Genomic DNA, 22,231 nt, shown 5'->3' with positions numbered 1-22,231 from the left:
TTGGCGTTCGCGTGTTCGAAAGGAACGACTCATGGCTCTCTCCCGCCGCTCCGCCCGGCACCGCTCGACCAGACTTCTCGCCCTCGCCACCGCCGCCGCGTCGGTATGGGTGATCTCCGCCGCCCCGGCGCCCACCCCGGGCGCCCCCGGGGTGGGGGACTCCTACTTCCCGAACCTGGGCAACGGCGGCTTCGACGTCCGGCACTACGGGCTCGATATCGGCTACACCCCCGAGACCGGGCGGCTCGACGGCAAGGCGACCGTCACCGCGCGGGCCACGAAGTCGCTCTCGTCCTTCCACCTCGACCTGCAGCAGCTGAAGGTCACCTCGGTCGAGGTGAACGGCCGGCGCGCCGCCTTCACCCGCACCGGCGACGAGATCAACATCCGCCCCCGCAACTCCCTGGCCAAGGGCCGGACCTTCACCACCACGGTGACGTACGGCGGTATACCCAAGCCGCTCAGCGGCCCCATCATCTTCGGCTCCAAGTACGGCTGGATGAAGACCCCCGACGGCGTCTTCGTCGCCTGCGAGCCCAATGCCGCCTCCACCTGGTTCCCCTCCAGCGACCACCCCTCGGACAAGGCCGCCTTCGACGTCCGGATCAAGGCCCCCAAGGGCCTCACCGGCATCTCCAACGGCCGGCTGGTCTCCACCCGCACCCAGGGCTCCAAGACCGTCTCGCACTGGCGGGCCACCCGGCCCATGGCGCCCTACCTCGCCACCGCCACCATCGGGAAATTCGACGTGCGCACGGGCAAGACCCCCGCCGGCACCCCGATCTACGTGGCCGTCGACCCGGTGCTCAAGGGCAAGAACCCCGTCGACTTCTACGGGATCACCGCCGAGGCCACCGACTACTGGTCGAAGGTCTTCGGTCCGTACCCCTTCGAGGAGACGGGCGCCATCGTCGACGACATGCCGGACGCCGAGTTCTCGCTGGAGACCCAGACCAAGCCGGTCTACTCGGCGGTCCGGGACGAGGGCACCATCGTCCACGAGCTGGCCCACCAGTGGTTCGGTGACTCCGTCTCGGTGCGCGAGTGGAAGAACATCTGGCTCAACGAGGGCTTCGCCTCCTACTCCGAGTGGCTGTGGGACGAGCACAAGGGCCGCAAGAGCGCCCACCAGTCCTTCCTGGACGCCTACAACCGCTACGGCGCCGACGACCCCTTCTGGAAGATCGTCGTCGCCGACCCGCAGCGCGACACGATGTTCTCGCGGGCGGTCTACCAGCGCGGGGCGATGGCCCTGCAGGCGCTGCGCGAGCGGATCGGCGACAAGGCCTTCTTCAAGCTGCTGCCGCTGTGGACTTCGCAGCACCGCTACGGCAACGCCGACATCAAGCAGTTCATCGCTCTCGCCGAGAAGGTCTCGGGCCAGAAGCTCGGCGGTCTCTTCGACACCTGGATCGGGAAGCCGGGCAAGCCCGCGAAGCCGTAGCGCCGAGGGACATGGGGCTGGGTAGAGTCGGTGAGGACGCTGGGGACAGTGGGGAGGTCGGGACCACTGTCCGCGACGGGTAAGAATGTCGCGTGCTCACCGATCTGTTCAGCCCCTCAGTCCAGCATTCCCTGGACCTCGTCGGGATCTTCGTCTTCGCCATCTCGGGTGCGCTGCTCGCCGTGCGGAAGAACTTCGACGTCTTCGGCATGACCGTGCTCGCCGAGGTCACGGCGTTGGGCGGCGGGGTGCTGCGGGACCTGATCATCGGTGCCGTGCCGCCCGCCGCCTTCACCGACCTCGGCTACTTCCTGACCCCGATGCTGGCCACCCTGCTCGTGGTCTTCCTGCATCCCGAGGTCGAACGGATCACCAAGGCGGTGGGCGTCTTCGACGCCGCCGGACTGGGCCTGTTCTGTGTCACCGGCACGATGAAGGCCCATGCCCACGGCCTCGGCCTGACCTTCGCCGCCGCGCTCGGCGTGGCCACGGCGGTCGGCGGCGGCGTGCTGCGCGACATCCTCGCCCACGAGGTGCCCTCGCTGCTGCGCTGGGACCGCGATCTGTACGCCGTGCCCGCGATGATGGGCGCCACCATGGCCGCCGTGCTGATCCACTTCGACGCGCTGTCCGCCACCACCAGTGTGATCCCGGTCCTGACGGCGTTCGTGCTGCGGCTGCTGTCGATGCGCTTCCACTGGCGGGCGCCGCGCGCCTGGCACCGGCGCAGCGCCGCCGCCGAAGAGGTGTGACGGGGGCTCGGCCCAGGTCGGCCCCTTGCTGGACCTACCAGTCAGTAACTTCCGGGTGTAGCGTGCCGACATGGCACAGGGAACCATCGGCACCAGCGAATTCGACCGGGACACCGCCCTCGCGCGGCGCGCACCCGGCACCCCCGGCACCTCCGCGGTGTTCGACGCGGACCTCTCCGCGGGGTGGACCATCGGTCACGCCGTCAACGGCGGCTACCTCCTCGCCCTCCTGGGCCGGGCCCTCGGCGAGACGCTCCGGCACCCCGATCCCTTCTCCATCACCGCCCACTACCTGTCCGCCTCGCTGCCCAGCCCCGCCGAGATCCGCACCGAACAGATCCGCGCCAGCCGCTCGCTTTCCACGGGCCAGGCCACGCTGCTCCAGTTCGACGAGAACGGCGCCGAGGTCGAGCGCATCCGCGTCCTGGCCACCTACGGCGAGCTGGACGCCCTCCCCGACGACGTCCGCACCACCGCGAAACCGCCGGCCCTCCCGCCGTACGAACGCTGCCTGAGCAGCGCGGACGGCGACCCGGCGACCACGCCCGAGATCGCCGGACGCCTCGACATCCGGCTCGACCCGGCCACGGCCGGCTGGGCGCTGGGCACCCCCGGCGGCCAGGGCGCGATGCGCGGCTGGTTCGGCCTGGCCGACGGCCGCGACCCCGACCCGCTCGCGCTGCTGCTGGCCGTCGACGCGCTGCCGCCCGCCGTCTTCGAGCTGGGCGTGACCGGCTGGGTGCCCACCATCGAACTCACCGCCCACATCCGCTGCCGTCCCGCCCCCGGCCCGCTGCGGGTCTCCCTCACCACCCGCAACCTCGCGGGCGGCTACCTGGAGGAGGACGCCGAGGTCTGGGACAGCCAGGACCGCCTGGTGGCACAGTCACGCCAGCTGGCCCGGGTGCTGCGCGCCTCCTGACCCGCGGCCGGCCGCGGATCGCGGGAGCGGGCCCGGGGAGGCCGCGGCCCGAAGCGGAGCCGGCCCGCGCCCCGGCCCGCACCCCGGCCCGGGCACCGCTTCGAGGGAGACCGGGAACGCCCGGTACGGAGCCCCGGCCCAGCTCGTAGAATCGTCCCACCATGGCCTACCTCGACCACGCCGCCACCACTCCGATGCTCCCGGAAGCGGTGCAGGCGATGACCGCCCAGCTCGCCCTCGCCGGGAACGCCTCCTCGCTGCACGCCGCCGGACGTCGCGCGCGCCGTACCGTCGAGGAGTCGCGCGAGTCGCTCGCGGCGTCACTCGGCGCGCGGCCCAGCGAGGTGGTCTTCACCGCGGGCGGCACCGAAGCCGACAACCTCGCCGTCAAGGGCCTGTACTGGGCACGCCGGGACGCCGACCCCGCCCGGCGCCGGATCCTCGCCAGCCCCGTGGAGCACCACGCCGTGCTCGACGCCGTCGACTGGCTCGCCGAGCACGAGGGGGCGACGGTGGAGTACCTCCCCGTCGACTCCCTCGGGCGGGTGCGTCCCGACGCGCTGCGCGAGGCCATAGCCCGCGACCCGCACGACGTGGCCCTCGTCACCGTCATGTGGGCCAACAACGAGATCGGCACGGTCATGCCGGTCCGCGAACTGGCCGACGCCGCGGCCGAGTTCGACATTCCCCTGCACGCCGACGCGGTGCAGGCGTTCGGCCAGCTGGACGTCGATTTCGCCGCTTCGGGGCTGGCCGCCATGACCGTCAGCGGCCACAAGGTCGGCGGCCCGTACGGCATCGGCGCCCTGCTGCTGGGCCGCCGCTACGCGCCCGTACCCCTGCTGCACGGCGGCGGGCAGGAGCGGCACGTCCGCTCCGGGACGCTCGACGTGCCCGCCATCGCCTCCTTCGCGGTCGCGGGCGTGCTCGCCGCCGAGCGGCGCGAGGACTTCGCGCGCGAGGTCGGCGCGCTCCGTGACGAGCTGGTCGAGGCCGTCCGGGCGGCCGTGCCCGACGCGGTGCTCGGCGGCGACCCGGACCCGGCGGGCCGGCTGCCCGCCAACGCCCACTTCTCCTTCCCCGGCTGCGAGGGCGACTCGCTGCTCCTGCTGCTGGACGCCCAGGGCATCGAGTGCTCCACCGGCTCCGCCTGCACCGCCGGGGTCGCCCAGCCCAGCCACGTGGTCCTCGCCACGGGCACCGACCCGGACCTGGCCCGCGGCACCCTCCGCTTCTCCTTCGGCCACACCTCCACCAAGGAGGACGTGGCCGCCGTCCGGGACGCCATCGGCCCGGTGGTGGAACGAGCCCGATCGGCCGGCCTCAGCTGACCGTCGCCGGTCAGGGGCGCCGTGCGCGCCGTACGAGCGCCACGTACCGGTCCCAGTCCCAGTGCGGACCGGGATCGGTGTGGTCCGTCCCCGGTACCTCGGAGTGGGCGACGATATGAGCCCGGTCCGCCGGGATCCCGTAGCGCGCGCAGATCCCGGCCGTGAGCCGGGCCGACGCCTCGTACATCGCGTCGGTGAAATCGGCGGGCCGGTCCACGTAGCCCTCGTGCTCTATGCCGACGCTGCGCTCGTTGAAGCGGCGGTTGCCGGAGTGGAAGGCCACGTCCAGCTCGCGGACGGTCTGCGCGATGTGCCCGTCCTTGCGCACGACGTAGTGCGCGGCGGCCTCGTGCAGGGGGTCGCGGAAGACCCGCAGGGCGTCGCCGTAGCTGCCCTGGACGACGTGGACGACGACCCGGTCGACGGTGTAGTCGGCCGGCCGGTCCGCGCGCCGCCAGTTCGCGGACGAGGCGGCGACCCACTCGGCGCCCGCGTGATCGAGCACGCCGTCCGTGCGAGGGCGCTCCAGCCCGGCGGCGCCCCAGCACCACCGCGCGAACCCGTTGCGCCCGGCGTACCCCGCCGCGCCCGCGGCCGCCACGGCGGCTCCGCCGATCAGCAGCCCGCGACGGCTTATGCGTTCTCGTTCCACGTCCGACCCCCTGATGCGCAGAACGCGTACGGCGTCCCCCTGGTTCCAGCCGGGGCTCCGCCCCGGACCCCGGTCCTCAATCGCCGGACGGGCTGGAATATCCAGCCCGTCCGGCGAGCAAGGCCCGGCAAACCGCCGGAGGCACACGGCACCCCGCCGGTTCCGGCGAAGTCCAGCCCGTCCGGCGATTGAGGACACTGGAACAAGCCGGTCCGGCGATTGAGGACATCGGTGACCCGCACCACGACGGTGGGCGACCGGCATCCCGGCCAGCAGCCACCCCGTACCCTGGTACAGCTATGACTGACTTCCCCGGTGCACCCTCAGGGCCTCGCGACGGCCGTCGCCTGCGCGTACTCGCCGCCATGTCCGGCGGCGTCGACTCCGCCGTGGCGGCCGCCCGTGCCGCCGAAGCCGGGCACGACGTGACCGGCGTGCACCTCGCCCTGTCCGCGAACCCGCAGTCCTTCCGCACCGGAGCGCGCGGCTGCTGCACCATCGAGGACTCGCGCGACGCCCGCCGGGCCGCCGATGTCATCGGCATCCCCTTCTACTGCTGGGACCTCGCCGAGCGCTTCCGCGAGGACGTCGTCGAGGACTTCATCGCCGAGTACGAGGCCGGGCGCACGCCCAACCCCTGCCTGCGCTGCAACGAGAAGATCAAGTTCGCGGCGCTGCTCGACAAGGCCCTCGCGCTCGGCTTCGACGCCGTGTGCACCGGCCACTACGCGACGGTCGTGCTGAACGAGGACGGCACCCGCGAGCTGCACCGCGCGAGCGACATGGCCAAGGACCAGTCCTACGTGCTGGGCGTGCTGGACGAGAAGCAGCTGGCGCACGCGATGTTCCCGCTGGGCGACACCCTGACGACCAAGGACGAGATCCGGGCCGAGGCGGAGCGGCGCGGCCTGGCCGTGGCGAAGAAGCCCGACAGCCACGACATCTGTTTCATCGCCGACGGCGACACCCAGGGCTTCCTCGCCAAGCACCTGGGCACGTCCGAGGGGGACATCGTCGACGAGTCCGGCACCAAGATCGGTACCCACGAGGGTGCGTACGGCTTCACCATCGGCCAGCGCAAGGGCCTGCGCATCGGCCACCCGGCACCCGACGGCAAGCCGCGCTACGTCCTGGACATCTCCCCGGTGAACAACACGGTGACGGTCGGCCCGGTGGAGGCCCTGGACGTCACCGCCCTGACCGCGATCAAGCCCCGCTGGTGCGGGGTGGCGCCGGAGGGTGCCGGTACGTACACCGCCCAGCTGCGCGCGCACGGCGGTGAGACCGAGGTGACGGCCGAGCTGATCGGCGACGAGCTGCGGGTGTCCTTCGCCGAGCCGGTCCGCGGGGTGGCCCCCGGCCAGGCGATCGTGCTCTACGACGGCACCCGTGTCGTCGGTTCGGCCACGATCGCGGCGACGGACCGCGCCCCGGCGGGCACGGCCCACCGCGGCTGACGACGCCCGCACCCGCTTCGCCCGGCCCGCGCACACGGCGGCGCCGGGCGCCGGTGTCATCCGGCACCCGGCGCCGCCGGATGAACAGGTGGTGCCCCCCGAGGGGAGGGGCGCCGGGTCAGTGCTGCGTCGTGGTGCGCGAGACGTCCGTGACCTCGCACTTGCCGCCGCTCGTCGACGCGCCCGGCTTGGGGACGTAGGGGGTCGACACGTCGAGGTTGCTCGTCTTGCCCGGCTGGACCCACGGGATGGTCGGGTTGCGGGTGCCGATGAGGGCGCCGTCCGGACCGGTGAACTTCACGGTGACGCGGTAGTCGTAGGAGGCCGTCGAGCTGCTGTTGGTGGCGGCCAGCTTCGCGGTGATGCCCAGCCGGTCGGTGTACGCGCAGTCGAGGATCTTGATGTCCCGCATCGCGGAGTTCCGGCTTCCGCTGCCGCCGGTCGAACCGAAGGTGGTCGAGCCCGACGAGGTCGTCGAGTCACCGGACGTGCCGCTCGTCGTGCCGCTCGTCGTGCCGGACGAGGTCGTGCCGCCGCTCGTGAGACCACCGGTGGAGTCGCCCGAGGTGCCGCCCGAGGTGCTGCCGCCGGAGGAGGACGAGGAGGAGCTGTGGTGGCTGGACCCGCCACAGCTGCCGCCGTGGCTGCCGCGCGCACCGGTCAGGGCGACGACGGCGATGACGAATACCGCGGCGCCGCGGACATGACGAAGCTTCACGTGAGAACTCCCCCGAGGAATTGGCTTGAATCGTGCCCGCTTGACGAGCGCACGTCAGGCTAGCAATGCCCGGCGCCGCCCCCAAATCGCGGCGGATACTGTGACGAGGCCGCGACGGAACAGATCCGGAAACGGGACAGAGGATGTCCGAAAGCAGGTCATAGCGGGGGTCCGCACGATTCGCGCCCTAGTTCCGGTGGGTGCCGAGTCGCCGTCGGGCCGTATATCCCGGCGCGTACCGTGGGCTTATGCGTATTTCCGTCTTCTGCTCCGCCGCCGACCTCGCCGACCGCTACACCGTCCCCGCCCGGGAATTCGCCGAACTCATCGGCAAAGGCGGGCACACCCTGGTCTGGGGCGGTTCGGAGTCGGGCCTGATGAAGGTCGTGGCGGACGGCGTCCAGGAGCACGGCGGGCGGCTGGTCGGGATCTCGGTGGAATTCCTCGCGGCGAAGGCCCGTGAGAACGCCGACGAAATGGTGATCACCAAGGATCTCGCCGAGCGCAAGGCGCAGCTGCTCGCCCGGGCCGACGCCGTAGTGATCATGGTCGGTGGTACGGGAACCCTCGACGAGGCGACGGAGATCCTGGAGCTGAAGAAGCACGGAATGCACACCAAGCCCGTGGTGCTGCTGAACGCCGCCGGTTTCTACGACGGGCTCAAGCAGCAGTTCCAGCGGATGGAGGCGGAGGGGTTTCTGCCGATTCCCCTGACCGACCTGGTCTTCTTCGCGGAGGACGGGGTGGGGGCCATGGCGTACCTGGAGGAGTCGGCCGGGACGCTGTAGGGCAAGCTGGGCGGTATGGCAACACATCTGATCACTGGGTCCGGTTCCGGCATCGGGGCGGCGGTCGCCCGGCGGCTGCTCGAGCGCGGCGACGAGCTGTATCTGTTCGCCCGGGACGCGGGCCGGGCGAAGGAACTGGCCGCGCTGTTCCCCGGCGCCCGGACGCTCGTCGGCGACCTGTCCAACCCCGACCGGCTGGCCTGGGCCCTCAGCCAGCAGACGCTGCCCGACCACGTCGATTCGCTGCTGCACATCGCCGGTGTCTGCGACCTCGGCGGCGTCGGCGACCTGGCGCCCAAGGCGTGGAACCGTCAGCTCGCCGCCAACCTCGTCTCCCCGGCCGAGCTGACCCGGCTGTTCCTGCCGCAGCTGCGGATCACCAAGGGGCACGTGGTCTTCGTCAACTCCGGTGCCGGGATGCGCGCCCACGCCAACTGGGGCGCCTACGCGGCGAGCAAGCACGGCCTCAAGGCGCTCGCGGACGCGCTGCGCGAGGAGGAGCACGGCAACGGCGTGCGGGTCACCAGCGTCTACCCCGGGCGCACGGCCACCCCCATGCAGGCGAAGGTGCACCAGCAGGAGGGCAGGGCCTACGACCCGGAGGCGTACATCGACCCCGAGTCCGTCGCGACGACCATCCTGCTGGCCGTCGACCTGCCCCGGGACGCGGAGATCAACGACCTGACGGTCCGGCCGGGCCGCTGAGCCGGCGGCCGGCGGACACCGGCGCGGGCGGGACCCCGGCCGGGCCCCGTACCCTTCCTGCGTGAGCGAGAAGAGCAAGTTCAGCTGGGGTGCGGGCGTCGCCACCGGGGTCGGTTCGATGCCCGGGACGGACGCGCGCGAGGCCGCGAAAACCGTCACGGGGTCGCTGGAGGCCCTGCCGTATCTGCCGGAGCTGCCCGCGCGCGGGCCCGGCGCCGACATGATCGGCAGGACCGCCGGGCTGCTCGTGGAGGTGTTCGCGCACGTCGAGCCGAGCGGATGGCGGATCAGCGACCGGCCGGGCCGGGACACCCGGCGCGCGCGGTCGTGGCTGGGCGAGGACCTGGACGCGATCGAGGAGTTCACCCAGGGCTACGAGGGCCCCCTGAAGGTCTCGGCCGTCGGCCCGTGGACGCTGGCCTCCGCTCTGGAACTGCGCGGCGGCGAGGCGGCGCTCAGCGACCCCGGTGCCTGCCGGGACCTGGCCGCCTCCCTCGCGGAGGGCCTGCGGAACCACCTGACCGAGGTACGACGCCGGGTACCCGGCGCCCAGGTGGTGCTCCAGCTAGACGAGCCGTCCCTGACCGCCGTGCTGCTCGGCCAGGTCCGCACCGCCAGCGGCTACCGCACCCACCGCGCCGTCGACCGGGCCGTCGTCGAGGGCGCGCTGCGCGACCTGGTGAGTCTCGCGCGGGACGTCACCGGCGCACCTCCCGTCGTACATTCGTGCGCCCCCGGCGTGCCGTTCGCGCTGCTGCGCCGGGCCGGCGTCGAGGGCGTCTCGTTCGATTTCTCCCTACTCACCGAGCGTGATGACGAGGCGATCGGCGAGGCCGCCGAGGCCGGCACCAAGCTCTTCGCTGGCGTGGTGCCGGGCGTGGACGGCCCATTGTCGGACCCTGCCGGTAGCGTCATGGGTGTCAGGACGCTGTGGCGCAGGCTGGGGCTTTCGCCGGGGACTCTCGCGGAGTCCGTGGTGATCACCCCGTCGTGCGGGCTCGCGGGCGCTTCGCCCGCATATGCCCGGGCGGCCCTCGCCCACTGCGCCCGGGCGGCGAGATCACTCGCAGACAACCCTGAGTGACTGCGCTCTTGGAACACACGGGAGGACGAGACGGTGGCTGGCGAACAGCACGGCGGACAGCTCGAGGCGAGGACGCCGCTCGCTACGGCACCCGCGGAGGCGCGGGAGAAGCACGCGCTGCTGGCCGAGCAGATCGAGGAGCACCGCTTCCGGTACTACGTGAAGGACGCCCCGGTCGTCAGTGACGCCGAGTTCGACCGGCTGCTGCGCTCGCTGGAGGCCCTGGAGGAGGAGCATCCGGAGCTGCGCACACCCGACTCGCCCACCCAGAAGGTCGCCGGCTCCTACGAGACGGAGTTCACGGCCGTCGAGCACCGCGAGCGCATGCTCTCCCTCGACAACGCCTTCGACGACGAAGAGCTGGCGGGCTGGGCCGAGCGCGTCGCCAAGGACATCGGCGAGGGCACCCCGTACCACTTCCTGTGCGAACTCAAGGTCGACGGCCTCGCCGTCAACCTCACCTACGAGCGCGGCAGGCTCGTCCGCGCCGCCACCCGCGGCGACGGCCGCACCGGCGAGGACATCACGCCCAACGTGCGGACGATCGACGGGGTGCCCCGCGAGCTGACGGGCGACCGGGTCCCCGCCCTGGTCGAGGTGCGCGGCGAGGTCTTCTTCCCGATGGAGAAGTTCCAGGAGCTGAACGCCCGCCTGGTGGAGGCCGGCAAGCCGCCGTTCGCCAACCCGCGCAACGCGGCGGCCGGCTCGCTGCGCCAGAAGGACCCCAAGGTCACCGCGTCCCGCCCGCTGCACATGGTGGTGCACGGCATCGGCGCCCGCGAGGGCTTCGACATCGACTGCCAGTCGCACGCCTACGAACTGCTGCGCGAGTGGGGCCTGCCCACCGCCGCGCACGCCAGGGTCGTCGACTCGCTGGAGGGCGTGCGGGAGTTCATCGCCCACTACGGCGACCCCGAGGTCCGGCACTCGATGGAGCACGAGATCGACGGCACCGTCGTCAAGGTCGACGAGATCCCCCTCCAAGGGCGGCTCGGCTCCACCTCGCGCGCCCCGCGCTGGGCCATCGCCTGGAAGTACGCCCCGGAGGAGGTCAACACCAAGCTGGTCGACATCCGCGTCGGCGTCGGCCGCACCGGGCGTGTCACCCCCTACGCGGTGGTGGAGCCCGTCACGGTCGCGGGCTCCGAGGTCGAGTTCGCCACCCTGCACAACCAGGAGGTCGTCAAGGCCAAGGGCGTCCTCATCGGTGACACCGTCGTGCTGCGCAAGGCCGGCGATGTGATCCCCGAGATCCTGGGCCCGGTGGTGGATCTGCGCGACGGCACCGAGCGGGAGTTCGTGATGCCCGCCGAGTGCCCGGAGTGCGGGGCCGGGCTACGCCCGATGAAGGAGGGCGACATCGACCTCCGGTGCCCCAACGCCCGGTCCTGTCCCGCCCAGTTGCGCGAGCGCATCTTCTACCTGGCGGGGCGTAAGGCACTCGACATCGAGGCGCTCGGCGAGGAGACGGTCCGGGCGCTCACGAGCCCCGACGAGGGCCCCCGCGCGCTCACCACCGAGGCCGACCTGTTCGACCTGAAGGTCGAGGACCTGCGCGACATCCGCATGTGGCGCCGCGACACCCGCAAGGGCGCGGCCGACGACGACCGCCTCCTCGTCCCGTACTTCTACGGCCAGGGGAAGACGGTGGGCCGGGGGGAGGAGAAGCGCACGCTGCCCCCCGAGCCGAAGGAGAACACCAAAAAGCTGATGAACGAGCTGGAACGGGCCAAGTCCAGCCCGCTGTCCCGCATCCTCACCGGCCTCTCGATCCGCCACGTGGGCCCGGTCGCGGCGGTCGCGCTGGCGCGGGAGTTCCGCTCGCTGGACCGGATCGCCGAGGCGAGCGAGGAGGAACTGGCGGCCGTCGAGGGCGTCGGCGGCACCATCGCGGCCTCGGTACGGCAGTGGTTCGCCGAGGACTGGCACCGCGAGATCGTGGAGAAGTGGAAGGCCGCCGGGGTCCGCATGGAGGAAGAGGCCGGCGAGGACGAGGGGCCGCGCCCGCTCGCGGGGCTGACCGTCGTCGTCACCGGAACGCTGGCCTCCCACACCCGTGACGGGGCGAAGGAAGCCCTCCAGAGCCGGGGCGCGAAGGTGACCGGATCGGTCTCCAAGAAGACGGACTTCGTGGTCGTGGGTGACAACCCCGGGTCGAAGTTCGACAAGGCCATGCAATTGAAGGTCCCCGTCCTGGAAGAGGACGGCTTCGCCGTACTGCTCGCGGAAGGGCCGGAGGCCGCCCGCGCGGCGGCCGTCCCCCAGGAGGGTGACACGGACGCCGGCACGGACGACAGTTCGGGTGACGGCAAGCCCGGCGATCCGGCCTAGGGCGTGTCCGGCGATGGAGGACACCGCCGGTAGCGGTGGTACGGGCGAGCCGGCCCGGCCCGCTCCCCGGCTCGCCCGGGGGCGCGCGGCGGCGGCGGGACCCAGCCGCCACCCCTGCGGAGTAATGCCCGCATAGTCAGTGGGCATTACCTCTACAGCGCCTACCAAAGGCCGGAGGAGGGCGGACCGCAATCGGGCAACCGCTGCCGATCGCTGCCCGTCGTGCCCTTCCGCGGCCTACTGTTGAGATGTGCGCCTGCCGTGGCGCGGGCACCGCCGGCTGTGAGAGGGACGGGCATGAAACCCACCGACAGCGCCGAACCGGCCTCGCGGCTGCGCCGGGTCCCCCCGCCCGCCCTGCCGGCGGTCTGCGTCCTGATGGCCGCGCTCGCGCTCGCCGCCGGGATCTGCTGGGCACTCACCAGCGGGCACGGCCTCTTTCCCGGCCGTGCCGTCGGCTGGTCGCTGGCGACCCTGACGGCGCTCATCGTCGCGCACCTCGTCGCCCTCGGCCGGGACCGCTGGTGGGGCGGCACGGGATCGGGCGCCGCCCTCACCCTCGCCGTCCTGCTGCTCTACGGCTGGGTCCCGGCCGCCCTCATCAGCATCGCCGTCGTCACCCTGGTCGCCACCGCGCGCAGGCACCGCTGGCGGCAGGCGTTACTCCACGGCGCGGTCGACATCCTCGGCATCGTCGCCGCCGGTCTCGCCCTCGCCCTGTGCGGGACGGCCGCCAGCGTCGAAGACCCCTGGCTCCCGGACAGCTGGCAGCTCACCGACATCCCCCCGATCGCCGTCGCGGCCTTCCTCTATCTCGTCGTCACCCGCGCCCTGCTCTGGTACTCCATGGCCCCGCGCAACGGCGGCATCAGCAGCATCGCCCGCACCGCCCTGGTCCGGCAGGCCCTCGTCGGGGGCGCCCTCCTCGGCATCGCCCCGCTCATCGCCGTCGTCGCCGATCACGCGCCCCTGCTGCTGCCGCTCTTCGCGGTGCCGCTCATCGCCTTGGACTCCACCCTGTGGATCGCCCACGCGCGTGCCGAGGAACAGCTCCGCGACCCCCTCACCGGGCTGCCCAACCGCCAATGGCTGCTGGAGAGCACCTGGAACGCCCTCGACGAGGCCGAGCAGGCCGGCGACCGCGCCGCCCTCGTCCTCATCGACCTCGACCGGTTCCGGTCCGTCAACGACACCCTCGGCCATCTCGCCGGCGACCGGCTGCTGCTCCAGATCGCCGATCGGCTGCGGCTGGCCCTGCCGCACGGCGCGGAGGCCGCCCGGCTCGGCGGCGACGAGTTCGCCGTCCTGCTGCCCACCACCGACTCCCTCACCAGCGCCCAGCGGGTGGCCCGGTCGCTGGTCGCCGCCCTCGGCTCACCGCTCGACCTCGACGGCCTCACCCTCGTCCTGGAGGCGAGCGCCGGCGTCGCCGTCTACCCCGACCACGCCCTCGACGCGGAAGGGCTGCTGCGCCGCGCCGACGTGGCGATGTACCAGGCGAAGCGGGACCGCAGCGGAGTCGAGGTCTACGAGGCCCGCCGCGACGGCAACACCCCCGACCGGCTCGGCCTGTTGGGCGATCTGCGGCGCGCCCTGGACGCGGGCGAAGTGGAGCTGCACTACCAGCCCAAGGTCGGCTTCGACGGGCACGTGGCCGGGCTCGAGGCGCTGGTGCGCTGGGTCCACCCCGAGCGCGGCCGGGTCTCCCCGGACGAGTTCATCGCGATAGCCGAATCGTCCGGCCTGATGCCCCGGCTCACCGAATACGTCCTGGAGACCGCCCTCGGACAGGTCGCCAAGTGGCGGGCCATGGGCCTGGAGGTACCCGTCGCGGTCAACGTCTCGCCGCGCGACGTCCACACCCCGGGCTTCGCGGGTTCGGTCGCCGCCCGCCTCGCCCGGCACGGCGTCCCCGCCGGGTCGCTCCAGCTGGAAATAACGGAGCACGTCCTCCTGGAGGACCCGCAGCGCGCCGCCGACACCCTCGCCGGGCTCACCGGCCACGGCGTGAAGATGTCCCTGGACGACTTCGGCACCGGCTACTCCTCCCTCGTCCACCTGCGCCGGCTGCCGGTCAGCGAACTCAAGATCGACCGTTCCTTCGTCGCCCGCCTCGCCATCGACAACGAGGACGCCGAGATCGTCCGCTGCACGCTCGACCTGGCCCACTCCCTGGGCCTGGTCGTCGTCGCCGAGGGCGTCGAGGACGACGAGACCTGGGAACGCCTGCGGGACCTGGGCTGTGACGCGGTCCAGGGCTGGCTGGTCGCGGCGGCGATGCCGCCGGACGAGACGACGGCGTGGCTGCGGCTGCGCAGCGAATGCGGCTGGCACCGCGAGGACGAGCCCCTCCACGCCGCCGCCGCGGCGGCGGCCGCGACGTCCACCGCACCGGCGGAGGAGGAAGCGGACCAGCCGGTGACCTAGCCGGTCGGGCAGGTACGGCGGTTCCCCCCGCGGGTCGGCTCCGCCGGGGGGCCAAACCAGCCCGTCCGGCGTTTGAGGACGCGCCCGCAGGGCGCCCGCCGCCGCAGGCGGCAACGACGGACCGCCGCCGCAGGCGGCCCGCGCGCAGCTGCGAATCCCTCCCCCGGAGGCCCGGAATCCGGCACCGGCACAGCGCCCAGCGAAACCGTTTCGCGGGCAGTGCGTGCGGCGCCATAGGATTGGGCGCATCAACCCGCCCAGTACCGTCACGAACCCTGAGGATCGCCGCATGCCTGGCATCACGCGCGAGGAGGTCGCCCACCTCGCACGGCTGGCACGTCTGGAGCTGAAGGACGAAGAGCTCGACCACTTCGCCACGCAGCTCGACGACATCATCGGCGCGGTCGCCCGCGTTTCCGATGTGGCCGACGAGGACGTACCGCCGACGTCCCACCCGCTGCCGCTGACCAACGTCATGCGCTCGGACGAGGTCCGTCCGTCGCTGACCCCGCAGGAGGCGCTGTCCGGCGCCCCGGCCCAGGAGCAGCAGCGTTTCAAGGTGCCGCAGATCCTGGGGGAGGACTGACATGACCGACCTGATCAAGCTCACCGCGGCCGAGACCGCCGCGAAGATCGCTTCGGGCGAGGTCACCGCCGTACAGGTGACCGAAGCGCATCTGGCCCGGATCGAGGCCGTCGACGAGAAGGTGCACGCCTTCCTGCACGTCGACCGCGAGGGCGCGCTCGCCCAGGCGCGCGAGGTGGACGCCAAGCGCGAGCGCGGCGAGAAGCTCGGCCCGCTGGCCGGTGTGCCGCTGGCGCTGAAGGACATCTTCACCACCAAGGGGATCCCGACCACCGTCGGTTCCAAGATCCTCGAAGGCTGGATCCCGCCGTACGACGCGACGCTGACCCGCAAGCTCAAGGAAGCGGACGTCGTCATCCTCGGCAAGACCAACATGGACGAGTTCGCCATGGGGTCGTCGACGGAGAACAGCGCGTACGGCCCCACCGGCAACCCCTGGGACCTCACCAAGATCCCCGGCGGTTCCGGCGGCGGTTCCTCCGCCGCGCTGGCCTCCTACCAGGCGCCGCTCGCCATCGGCACGGACACCGGCGGTTCCATCCGCCAGCCCGCCGCCGTCACCGGCACCGTCGGCGTCAAGCCGACCTACGGCGCCGTCTCCCGCTACGGCATGGTCGCCTTCTCCTCCTCCCTCGACCAGGGCGGGCCCTGTGCCCGTACGGTCCTGGACGCGGCCCTGCTGCACGAGGCCATCGCCGGCCACGACCCGCTGGACTCCACCTCCATCGACGCCCCGGTCCCGCCGGTCGTCGAGGCGGCGCGGAACGGCGACGTCAAGGGCATGCGCGTCGGTGTCGTCAAGCAGTTCCGCGGCGAGGGCTACCAGGCCGGCGTCCTGCAGCGCTTCGACGAGTCCGTCGAGCTGCTGAAGGAGCTGGGCGCCGAGGTCGTCGAGGTGGACTGCCCCTCCTTCGACCTGGCCCTGGCCGCGTACTACCTCATCGCGCCGTCGGAGTGCTCCTCCAACCTGGCCCGCTTCGACGCCATGCGCTACGGCCTGCGCGTCGGCGACGACGGCACGAAGTCCGCCGAGGAGGTCACCGCGCTCACCCGCGAGGCCGGCTTCGGCGACGAGGTGAAGCGCCGCGTCATCCTGGGCACGTACGCCCTCAGCTCCGGCTACTACGACGCGTACTACGGCTCCGCGCAGAAGGTCCGTACGCTCATCACGCGCGATTTCGAGAAGGCCTTCGGGGAGGGCGGTGTCGACGTGCTCGTCTCGCCGACCACCCCGACCACGGCGTTCCCGATCGGCGAGCGGGCCGACGACCCGATGGCGATGTACCTCGCCGACCTGTGCACCATCCCGACCAACCTGGCGGGCAACGCGGCCATGTCGCTGCCCTGCGGTCTGGCACCCGAGGACGGGATGCCGGTGGGTCTGCAGATCATCGCGCCCGCCATGGCCGACGACCGGCTCTACCGGGTGGGCGCGGCCGTCGAGGCCGCGTTCAACGCCCGCTGGGGACACTCGCTGCTCGAGGAGGCACCGTCACTGTGAACACCGAAAAGGGCGGAAAGCTCGCGAAGGCCAAGGGCTTCAAGAAGTCCCGGCCCGGTACGTACCTGTCCATCGGCACCACGCTCTTCGGCGCCGTGAGCGTCATCAAGCAGGCGAAGAAGGCCCGGGGCGAGCAGGACACCCTCCAGCTCGTGGACGCCGTCGTCTCCGCCGCCGCCATCGCCACCGGTGTCGCCCTGCTCGTGCGCGAACTGCGCCGGATGAGCAGCGACGACGTCCTCGCGGACTGAGAGGTTAGTTTTCCGTGACCACCATTGATCTGGTGTCGTACGAGGACGCCCTGGCGTCCTACGACCCCGTCATGGGCCTCGAAGTCCATGTCGAGCTGGGCACCAGGACCAAGATGTTCTGCGGCTGCTCCACGGAGCTGGGCGCCGAGCCCAACTCGCAGACCTGCCCCACCTGCCTCGGCCTGCCCGGCTCGCTGCCGGTCGTCAACGCGATCGGCGTCGAGTCGGCCGTGAAGATCGGTCTGGCGCTGCACTGCGAGATCGCCGAGTGGTGCCGCTTCGCCCGGAAGAACTACTTCTATCCGGACATGCCGAAGAACTTCCAGACCTCCCAGTACGACGAGCCCATCGCCTTCAACGGCTACCTGGACGTCCAGCTGGAGGACGGCGAGATCTTCCGCGTGGAGATCGAGCGCGCCCACATGGAGGAGGACACCGGGAAGTCGCTGCACGTCGGCGGCGCCACCGGCCGTATCCACGGCGCGTCCCACTCCCTGCTCGACTACAACCGGGCCGGCATCCCGCTCATCGAGATCGTCACCAAGCCGATCGAGGGCGCGGGCGAGCGGGCCCCCGAGGTCGCCAAGGCCTACGTCGCCGAGCTGCGCGAGCTCATCAAGGCGCTCGGCGTCTCCGAGGCCCGCATGGAGCAGGGCCAGATGCGCTGCGACGTGAACCTGTCGCTGCGCCCGAACGGCACCGAGAAGTTCGGCACCCGTTCGGAGACGAAGAACGTCAACTCGCTGCGTTCCGTCGAGCGGGCGGCGCGCTTCGAGATCCAGCGGCACGCGGCGGTGCTGTCCTCCGGCGGCACGATCGTGCAGGAGACCCGGCACTTCCACGAGGAGGACGGGTCGACCACGGCGGGTCGCATCAAGGACAACGCCGAGGACTACCGCTACTTCCCCGAGCCGGACCTGGTGCCGGTCGCTCCCTCCCGGGAGTGGGTCGAGGAGCTGCGCAAGGCGCTGCCCGAGCTGCCGCGCGTGCGCCGCAACCGGCTCCGCGAGGAGTGGGGCGTCTCCGCGCACGACATGCAGTCCATCCTCAACGCGGGTGCCGTCGATCTGATCGTCGCCACCATCGACGCGGGCGCGGACGCCGCGGCCGCGCGCAAGTGGTGGATGGGCGAGCTGGCCCGCCGGGCGAACGAGGCGGGTACCGACCTCGCCGCCCTGAAGATCACCCCGGAGCAGGTCGCCCGGGTGTGCGCGCTGGTCGCCGAGGGCTCCCTCAACGACAAGCTCGCCCGTCAGGTCATCGAGGGCGTGCTCGCGGGCGAGGGCGACCCCGACGCGGTCGTCGCCGGTCGCGGCCTCGCGGTCGTCTCCGACGAGGGCGCGCTGGGCACCGCCGTGGACGAGGCCATCGCGGCCAACGCGGGCATCGCCGACAAGATCCGCTCCGGCAAGGTCGCGGCGGCGGGCGCGCTCGTCGGCGCGGTCATGAAGGCCACCCGTGGCCAGGCGGACGCGGCACGGGTTCGGGAACTCATTCTTGAGCGGCTTGCCGTGAAGGAATAGTCGGCACAGCCTTGAGCGGCTAGCCGCGAAGGAATAGTCAGTACAGCCTGAAAGAAGAACGCAAAAGGCCGCCCCTCTCACCGAGGGGCGGCCTTTGCGCATGGGTGCATTGGCCGGAATTGGTCGGTGTGGGATGTGCGTTCCGAATGGTCCGGCATGATCCCGGGAAACGGGCGGGTTCAGAGGTCCGTACGCGAAGGCTGGGGGTAGGTGCATGCGACGGTGGACTACAGCGCTGGCCGCGCTGGTACTGGCGGGTGCCGGGCTGACGGCGACGACGGCTCCGGCCTCGGCGTCCCGGGCCCCGGCGGGGACCGATCCGTTCTCGGCGAGGTGCGAGGCCGGCTGGGGAAGCCAGGGCAAGACCAGTGTCGACACCTCGTACAAGCCGCTGACCGAGGTGAGAACCGGGCGGCACGAGTGTTTCGACCGGATGGTCCTCGACGTACAGAGCGCGGGACACCGCCCGATCGGGTACCGGGTCGGCTACGTCGACAAGCTGAATCAGGACGGTTCCGGCGATGTCATCCCCGTCGCCGGCGGCGCGATCCTGGAGGTCCGGGTCGCGGCGCCCAGCTACGACCCGGCCACGGGCAGGGCGACCTACCCGGCCAGGGCCGGGCAGCGGCTGCCGGGGGTGGACATCACGGACTACCGCACCTTCAAGGACACCCGGTTCGCCAGCAGCTTCGAGGGTGAGACCCAGATCGGTCTGGGGGTCCGGGCGCGGCTGCCGTTCCGGGTCTTCCAGTGGGACCACCGCATCGTGATCGACGTCGCCCACCGGTGGAGTGTGCTGCGCTGATGTGATCGCGCGGCGGTGGCGCGGGAACACCGCGACGACGGTGACGGCGGGTGGCCGGGGGCGAGAAGCCCCCGGCCACCCGCCGTCATCCGCTGACACGCCTGTCCGGCCTATTGTCAGCTCCTTGTGGGCTAACCCACAAAAGGGACAAATGATCTTTTCTGGCTGTCAGAGTTGCTCGGCATGGGACCCCCGGTCATTATCGGCGGCGCCCCATCCGTCCCAGTAGCCATGCGATCGGCACCACGGGTTCCGCCCGGTGAGATCGACGCGACACCCGGGAAGCAGCGATCTTGACCTCACTTGCCCGGTGGTGCCTGCGCCGCCGTTTCGTCGTCATCGTGCTGTGGCTCGTCGCCCTCGGGGGCGCGACGGCCGCCGCCATGCTGACGGGGTCCGCGTACTCCAACGACTACACCGTCCCCGGCACCGAGGCGTCCCGTGCCACGGCCCTCCTGGAGAAGGCGTTCCCCGGCCAGGGCGGCGACAGTGCCACCCTGGTCTGGCACACCGACCACGGCACCGTGCGCGCGGCCGACGTCGAGCAGCGCATGACCGACACCCTGCGCGAGATCGCCGAGCTGCCCGGTGTGGCGTCGGTCGGCGGCCCCTACGGCAGCGACGGCGCGGGCCGGATCAGCGCCGACGGGCACACCGCCTACGCCTCCCTCAGCTTCGCCCACGCCTCGGGCCGGCTCGGCGAGGGCCAGGTCCAGCGGGTGATCGACACCGCGCGGTCCGCCGCCACCGGCCATCTGGACGTCGCGGTCGGCGGCAGCGCCGCCGGCTCCGCCGAGGGCAAGAGCGGCCACCTCAGCGAGATCATCGGCGTCGTCATCGCCGCCGTCGTGCTCTTCCTGGTCTTCGGCTCGCTGGCCGCGAGCCTGCTGCCCATCGCCACGGCCCTGGTGGGCGTGGGCACCGCCGCCATGGGCACCGTCCTGCTCGGTCATCTGATGACCGTCGCGGACTTCGCACCCATGCTGGGCACCCTCATCGGGCTCGGGGTGGGCATCGACTACGCCCTCTTCATCGTCACCCGGCACCGGCGGGGCCTGCGGGCCGGGCTGCCGGTGCACATCGCGGCGGAACGGGCCGTCGCCACCACCGGGCGGGCCGTCGTCTTCGCCGGCGGCACCGTGTGCGTCGCCCTGCTCGGCATGCTCATCCTGCGGCTCGGCTTCCTCAACGGCGTCGCCATCGCCGCCTCCCTCACCGTCGTCCTCACCGTCGCCGCCTCCGTCACCCTGCTGCCAGCCCTCCTCCAGGTCATCGGGCCGCGCGCGCTCGGCCGCCGCGAACGCCGCCGGCTGGCCGAGCACGGCCCCCGGCCGGAGGTCCCCACCGGGCTCGCCGCCCGCTGGTCCGCGTTCGTCGAGCGCCACCCCAAGCTGCTGGGCACCCTCGCCGCGACCGTCATGCTGGGGCTGGCCCTGCCCACCCTCTCCCTGCATCTGGGCACCTCCGACCAGGGCAACAACCCGGCGGCCTCCTCCACCCGCCAGGCGTACGACATGCTCGGCGCAGGCTTCGGCCCCGGCGTCAACGGCCCGCTCACCCTCGTCGCCGACCTCGGCGGCGCCGCCGACCGGCTCGCCTTCGACAAGCTGCCCGACACCCTGCGCCAGACCGAGGGCGTCGCCTCCGTCAGCTCCTCCACCCTCAGCGGCAGCGGCGACACCGGTGTGATCACCGTCGTCCCCACCACCTCTCCGCAGTCCACCGAGACCAGCGACCTCGTCCAGCGGCTGCGCGCCGACGTCCTGCCGAAGGCCACCGCCACCAGCGGCATGGACGTCCACGTCGGCGGGGTGACCGCCAGCTACGACGACTTCGCCCGGGTCATCCTCGGCAAGCTGCCGCTGTTCGTCGGCGCGGTCGTCGGCCTCGGCTGCGTGCTGCTGCTCCTGGCGTTCCGCAGCATCGGCATCCCGCTCAAGGCCGCCGCGATGAACATCGCCGCCGTCGCCTCCTCCTTCGGAGTCGTCGTCGCGATCTTCCAGTGGGGCTGGGGGAGCGAGCACCTCGGCCTCGGTGCCGCGGGCCCGATCGAGCCGTTCCTGCCGGTCGTGATGGTGTCGGTGCTCTTCGGGCTCTCCATGGACTACCAGGTCTTCCTGGTCAGCCGGATGTACGAGGAGTGGCTCGCCACCCGCGACAACACCCGGGCCGTACGGGTCGGCCTCGCCGAAACCAGCCGTGTCATCAACTCCGCCGCCGTCATCATGATCGTCGTCTTCCTGGCCTTCGTGCTCAGCGGCGACCGCGTCATCGCGATGTTCGGCATCGGACTGGCCTCGGCCGTCGCCCTGGATGCCTTCGTCCTGCGGACCCTGCTGGTCCCGGCCCTCATGCACATGCTGGGCGGCGCCAACTGGTGGCTGCCGAAGTGGCTGGACCGCGGGCTGCCGCGGATCAGCATCGAACCGCCCGAGCACAGCCCGGCGAGCCCGGCCGGACCACCGAGCCCGGCCGGCCCGGCCGGACCGGCGGACCTCATCCCGGTCCCGACGGCGGCAGCGCCCGGCCAAGGACCCCTCCCTACCTCTCTGAGCAGGGTCTGAGGCAGGTCTAAGGCCCCACCGGGGCCGTGGATGAGGCAGTCGCCCGATGTGCGCGACCCCCCTGGGAGACGAAGCTTCTCTTGGGCCGGAAAACAGGCAGCAACGGCCCGCCGAAACCGAGAAGCCCGTCCATACCTGGGGGAAACACCATGTTCGACTTCAACCTCGCACTCCACCACTTCCGTGCCGCCGACTTCGCCCGCGACGCCGCCGACCACCGGCTGGCCCAGGAGGCCCGGCTCGCCGCCCGCACCGAGGACACCCGCGAGACCCGCCGGGTACGCCGGGAAGCCGAGGGGCGGGCGAAGACCACCGGTACCCGGCGCCTCGCCCGGCACCACGGCCGTGCACACCGCGCCACCGCCTGAGCACCGTGGCGGCGTTCATGCC

The 22,231-nt window shown here is 72.0% G+C and carries 20 protein-coding genes; 18 read left to right on the top strand and 2 right to left on the bottom strand.

What is annotated here, in order from left to right:
- Positions 1-31: 31 nt before the first annotated feature.
- The 4 genes from ACZ6MA_RS16640 (at position 32) to ACZ6MA_RS16625 (ending at position 4,449) form a co-directional block, all read left to right on the top strand.
- Positions 32-1,444 carry a M1 family metallopeptidase gene (locus ACZ6MA_RS16640; RefSeq protein ID WP_469434394.1) on the top strand — a complete coding sequence of 471 codons (1,413 nt, stop codon included), beginning with the start codon at positions 32-34 and terminating at the stop codon, positions 1,442-1,444.
- 92 nt (positions 1,445-1,536) lie between these two features.
- Positions 1,537-2,196 carry a trimeric intracellular cation channel family protein gene (locus ACZ6MA_RS16635; protein ID WP_469434392.1) on the top strand — a complete coding sequence of 220 codons (660 nt, stop codon included), beginning with the start codon at positions 1,537-1,539 and terminating at the stop codon, positions 2,194-2,196.
- 70 nt (positions 2,197-2,266) lie between these two features.
- Positions 2,267-3,118, top strand: a complete 852-nt coding sequence (locus ACZ6MA_RS16630; protein WP_469434390.1) for a thioesterase family protein — start codon at positions 2,267-2,269, stop codon at positions 3,116-3,118.
- 161 nt (positions 3,119-3,279) lie between these two features.
- Positions 3,280-4,449, top strand: coding sequence for a cysteine desulfurase family protein (locus ACZ6MA_RS16625; RefSeq protein WP_469434389.1), 1,170 nt, complete (start codon positions 3,280-3,282; stop codon positions 4,447-4,449).
- 10 nt (positions 4,450-4,459) lie between these two features.
- Here ACZ6MA_RS16625 and ACZ6MA_RS16620 read toward each other — a convergent pair whose 3' ends face one another.
- Complete coding sequence (locus ACZ6MA_RS16620; protein WP_469434388.1) at positions 4,460-5,101, bottom strand: N-acetylmuramoyl-L-alanine amidase; 642 nt, start codon at positions 5,099-5,101, stop codon at positions 4,460-4,462.
- Positions 5,102-5,400: 299 nt separating this feature from the next.
- Here ACZ6MA_RS16620 and mnmA point away from each other — a divergent pair, with 299 nt between their 5' ends.
- The gene (gene mnmA, locus ACZ6MA_RS16615; RefSeq protein ID WP_469434387.1) at positions 5,401-6,558 is read left to right on the top strand and encodes a tRNA 2-thiouridine(34) synthase MnmA; all 1,158 of its coding nucleotides are present in this window, start codon (positions 5,401-5,403) and stop codon (positions 6,556-6,558) included.
- A 118-nt stretch (positions 6,559-6,676) separates the two neighbouring features.
- Here mnmA and ACZ6MA_RS16610 read toward each other — a convergent pair whose 3' ends face one another.
- A complete protein-coding gene (locus ACZ6MA_RS16610; protein WP_469434385.1) occupies positions 6,677-6,970 on the bottom strand; it encodes a hypothetical protein in 294 nt (97 codons plus the stop codon).
- Here ACZ6MA_RS16610 and ACZ6MA_RS16605 point away from each other — a divergent pair.
- The 13 genes from ACZ6MA_RS16605 (at position 6,960) to ACZ6MA_RS16545 (ending at position 22,209) form a co-directional block, all read left to right on the top strand.
- Positions 6,960-7,265, top strand: coding sequence for a hypothetical protein (locus ACZ6MA_RS16605; protein ID WP_469434383.1), 306 nt, complete (start codon positions 6,960-6,962; stop codon positions 7,263-7,265). The genes ACZ6MA_RS16610 and ACZ6MA_RS16605 overlap by 11 nt on opposite strands.
- A 259-nt stretch (positions 7,266-7,524) precedes the next feature.
- Complete coding sequence (locus ACZ6MA_RS16600; RefSeq protein WP_469434381.1) at positions 7,525-8,064, top strand: LOG family protein; 540 nt, start codon at positions 7,525-7,527, stop codon at positions 8,062-8,064.
- Positions 8,065-8,079: 15 nt separating this feature from the next.
- Complete coding sequence (locus tag ACZ6MA_RS16595) at positions 8,080-8,769, top strand: SDR family oxidoreductase (protein WP_469434380.1); 690 nt, start codon at positions 8,080-8,082, stop codon at positions 8,767-8,769.
- Positions 8,770-8,830: 61 nt separating this feature from the next.
- On the top strand, positions 8,831-9,853 hold the full coding sequence (locus ACZ6MA_RS16590; protein WP_469434379.1) for a methionine synthase: 1,023 nt from the start codon (positions 8,831-8,833) through the stop codon (positions 9,851-9,853).
- Between the two features lie 33 nt (positions 9,854-9,886).
- Positions 9,887-12,184: an NAD-dependent DNA ligase LigA gene (gene ligA, locus ACZ6MA_RS16585; protein WP_469434377.1), complete on the top strand. Its 2,298-nt coding sequence runs from the start codon at positions 9,887-9,889 to the stop codon at positions 12,182-12,184.
- A gap of 297 nt (positions 12,185-12,481) precedes the next feature.
- Positions 12,482-14,611 carry a putative bifunctional diguanylate cyclase/phosphodiesterase gene (locus tag ACZ6MA_RS16580; RefSeq protein WP_469434375.1) on the top strand — a complete coding sequence of 710 codons (2,130 nt, stop codon included), beginning with the start codon at positions 12,482-12,484 and terminating at the stop codon, positions 14,609-14,611.
- A gap of 289 nt (positions 14,612-14,900) precedes the next feature.
- Positions 14,901-15,197: an Asp-tRNA(Asn)/Glu-tRNA(Gln) amidotransferase subunit GatC gene (gene gatC / locus ACZ6MA_RS16575; protein WP_469434373.1), complete on the top strand. Its 297-nt coding sequence runs from the start codon at positions 14,901-14,903 to the stop codon at positions 15,195-15,197.
- Position 15,198: 1 nt separating this feature from the next.
- Positions 15,199-16,698 carry an Asp-tRNA(Asn)/Glu-tRNA(Gln) amidotransferase subunit GatA gene (gene gatA, locus ACZ6MA_RS16570; RefSeq protein WP_469434372.1) on the top strand — a complete coding sequence of 500 codons (1,500 nt, stop codon included), beginning with the start codon at positions 15,199-15,201 and terminating at the stop codon, positions 16,696-16,698.
- Positions 16,695-16,949, top strand: coding sequence for a hypothetical protein (locus tag ACZ6MA_RS16565; protein ID WP_130880055.1), 255 nt, complete (start codon positions 16,695-16,697; stop codon positions 16,947-16,949). Before gatA ends, ACZ6MA_RS16565 begins: the two co-directional genes overlap by 4 nt.
- Before the next feature lie 14 nt (positions 16,950-16,963).
- A complete protein-coding gene (gatB, locus tag ACZ6MA_RS16560; RefSeq protein WP_469434370.1) occupies positions 16,964-18,472 on the top strand; it encodes an Asp-tRNA(Asn)/Glu-tRNA(Gln) amidotransferase subunit GatB in 1,509 nt (502 codons plus the stop codon).
- Positions 18,473-18,686: 214 nt separating this feature from the next.
- Positions 18,687-19,277 carry an AMIN-like domain-containing (lipo)protein gene (locus ACZ6MA_RS16555; RefSeq protein ID WP_469434368.1) on the top strand — a complete coding sequence of 197 codons (591 nt, stop codon included), beginning with the start codon at positions 18,687-18,689 and terminating at the stop codon, positions 19,275-19,277.
- A gap of 293 nt (positions 19,278-19,570) precedes the next feature.
- On the top strand, positions 19,571-21,841 hold the full coding sequence (locus ACZ6MA_RS16550) for an MMPL family transporter (protein WP_469434366.1): 2,271 nt from the start codon (positions 19,571-19,573) through the stop codon (positions 21,839-21,841).
- A 149-nt stretch (positions 21,842-21,990) separates the two neighbouring features.
- Entirely contained in the window at positions 21,991-22,209 is a 219-nt protein-coding gene (locus ACZ6MA_RS16545) for a hypothetical protein (protein WP_469434364.1), read from the top strand.
- Positions 22,210-22,231: the final 22 nt, after the last annotated feature.

Source organism: Streptomyces sp. NPDC042259, from assembly GCF_055582085.1.
This window is presented reverse-complemented; position numbering and strand designations above follow the sequence as displayed.

Bases quoted from the DNA above. Each gene is read 5' to 3' on its own strand.
- ACZ6MA_RS16640 (WP_469434394.1), top strand. From the start codon at position 32: ATGGCTCTCTCCCGCCGCTCCGCCCGGCACCGCTCGACCAGACTTCTC.
- ACZ6MA_RS16630 (WP_469434390.1), top strand. From the start codon at position 2,267: ATGGCACAGGGAACCATCGGCACCAGCGAATTCGACCGGGACACCGCC.
- ACZ6MA_RS16625 (WP_469434389.1), top strand. From the start codon at position 3,280: ATGGCCTACCTCGACCACGCCGCCACCACTCCGATGCTCCCGGAAGCG.
- mnmA (WP_469434387.1), top strand. From the start codon at position 5,401: ATGACTGACTTCCCCGGTGCACCCTCAGGGCCTCGCGACGGCCGTCGC.
- ACZ6MA_RS16605 (WP_469434383.1), top strand. From the start codon at position 6,960: ATGTCCCGCATCGCGGAGTTCCGGCTTCCGCTGCCGCCGGTCGAACCG.
- ACZ6MA_RS16610 (WP_469434385.1), bottom strand. From the start codon at position 6,970: ATGCGGGACATCAAGATCCTCGACTGCGCGTACACCGACCGGCTGGGC.
- ACZ6MA_RS16600 (WP_469434381.1), top strand. From the start codon at position 7,525: ATGCGTATTTCCGTCTTCTGCTCCGCCGCCGACCTCGCCGACCGCTAC.
- ACZ6MA_RS16595 (WP_469434380.1), top strand. From the start codon at position 8,080: ATGGCAACACATCTGATCACTGGGTCCGGTTCCGGCATCGGGGCGGCG.
- ACZ6MA_RS16580 (WP_469434375.1), top strand. From the start codon at position 12,482: ATGAAACCCACCGACAGCGCCGAACCGGCCTCGCGGCTGCGCCGGGTC.
- gatC (WP_469434373.1), top strand. From the start codon at position 14,901: ATGCCTGGCATCACGCGCGAGGAGGTCGCCCACCTCGCACGGCTGGCA.
- gatA (WP_469434372.1), top strand. From the start codon at position 15,199: ATGACCGACCTGATCAAGCTCACCGCGGCCGAGACCGCCGCGAAGATC.
- ACZ6MA_RS16555 (WP_469434368.1), top strand. From the start codon at position 18,687: ATGCGACGGTGGACTACAGCGCTGGCCGCGCTGGTACTGGCGGGTGCC.
- ACZ6MA_RS16545 (WP_469434364.1), top strand. From the start codon at position 21,991: ATGTTCGACTTCAACCTCGCACTCCACCACTTCCGTGCCGCCGACTTC.